Source organism: Micromonospora sp. NPDC003776 (assembly GCF_053605645.1).
Genome location: NZ_JBSGJR010000884.1, coordinates 1 through 1770 on the forward strand (window position 1 = coordinate 1; position 1770 = coordinate 1770).

At 76.1% G+C, this 1770-nt stretch carries 2 protein-coding genes; one reads left to right on the forward strand and one right to left on the reverse strand.

Features of this window, described 5'->3' with window-relative positions:
- Positions 1-511 (reverse strand): cellulose-binding domain-containing protein (locus tag ACWEVO_RS36065; protein ID WP_452311873.1); only part of this gene is annotated, 511 nt, incomplete at its 3' end.
- 402 nt (positions 512-913) lie between these two features.
- Between ACWEVO_RS36065 and ACWEVO_RS36070 the strand changes: the two genes are divergently transcribed.
- On the forward strand, positions 914-1770 hold an 857-nt coding region (locus ACWEVO_RS36070), incomplete at its 3' end, for a hypothetical protein (protein ID WP_452311874.1).

Below are 1770 nucleotides of genomic sequence, written 5' to 3' on the forward strand. Positions count from 1 at the left end.
GCGGCGTCGTGGGCGGTGGGGTGGTCGGCGGCGGTGTGGACGGCGGCACGGTCGGCACCGGCGTGGTCGGTGCCGGGGTGGTCGGCCCGGGCGGGGCGCCGTTGCACGGTACGCCGTTGAGTGTGAACCCGGTCGGGGCCGGCGCGCTCGGGCCCACCGTGCCCTGGACGCCGAACTCGGTGCCGCCACCGGCCGGCACGCTGCCGTTCCAGGCGGCGTTGCGGGCGGTGACGGTAGCGCCGGACTGGGTCACCGTGGCGTTCCAGGCCCCGGTGATCCGCTGGTCACCGGGGTACGTCCAGGTCACCGTCCAGCCGTTGACCGCGGTGTCGCCGGGGGCGACGCGGACCGTGGCGGTGAAGCCGCCCGGCCACTCGTTGGGGCGGTAGTCGATCTGGCACCCCTGCCCGGCGGCGGCCGGGCCGGCGACCAGCGGGGCGATGCCGACGGCGGCGACCACGGTGACCGTGGCCGCGGCCAGCGGGGCGAAACGGGCATGGGAGATCCTCATCGAGGGTCCTCTCAGCGGACCGCCGGCCGGTGGCCGGCGGTGCGGGAGTTGCGGGGACCTCGCGTGACCGCACGCGCGCCACGGCGCGTACGGGAATGCCCGGCTCGGGGCGACGACCGCGCCCGTCGGCCAATGTAGTGATGTCGACCAATGGCTGGCAAGCGGACGCGGGTCCACGGCGATCGTTGCGGTCGAGCCCGCCGGCCGTCCGCGCCTCGCGGCTCTCCGGTGTCGACGATCAAACCCGCCCGCGCGGCTGTCGACCGACGGCGGGCCGCCTTGTTAGCGTGGGACGACGGATCGCCGTCGGCCCCGCCGGCGACGGCTCGGCACACCCCTCACCGACCACCCCGGGTCGCCTCCGCACCTCGGGTGGGACGGTCGCTGCCAGAGAGGGGTGCGATGACCGGGACGTCCGACGACGGCGCCCGAGGCGGCGGGCCGGACGAGACCCACCCGCCCGCGCGGCCCGAGGGGGGCGCCAGGGCGCCGGGCGGGCAGCCGGTCGACGGCTGGCGTGGGCGCTGGCAGGAGCAGGCGGCGAGGCTTCGGGACCAGGCGCGGGAACGCGCGCACCGGTGGTGGCCGAAGATCCGGCCGGTCCTGGACCAGTTCCGCTGGACGGACGAGCCGCAGCCCAGCGTGACGATCGTCGACCGGCGGGTCCTCGCGCCGGAGCTCGTGCCGGCCCAGGGCCAGGTGTACGGCTTCGAGATCCGGACCACCTTCACCTGGACCTCCGCCTCGGTACGGCCGGAGCTGTTCGGCTGGTACGTCGACTACTTCCAGCGACAGGCGATCCAGCGCCTGTTCCGCATCGCCGCCCGGTGTGCCCGGGACAGCCCGCCGCACCGGCCGCGGGAGGTGGAGATCGCGCTCTACGAGGCGTTCACCGGCGACGACGCCCTCCCGTGGGAGTACGTGCGCGGCGAGGTGACGTTCACCTGCGAGCCGGACGTCTCCGTGCACCTCGACGAACGGGTCCGCCGCCTGCTGCAGCCGTACTGGGACCAGCGGATCGCGCTGGAGTGCGAGCGCGACCTGGAGCGGCGGCGCGCCGAGTACGCCGAGGAGCGTCGGCGGCGGGAGCCGACAGAGCGACAGGCACCGCCGGCGGCCGGCATGCCGGAGGCCCTCCGCGAGGAACATCCGCCCCAGCAGCGGGCGGGTGAGGCACCACGCCGGACCGCGGAGGGGCGGCGGCAGCCCCGGCCGGACTCCCCGGTGGAGCAGTTCACCCCGCTCGAGCCGCTGCTGCC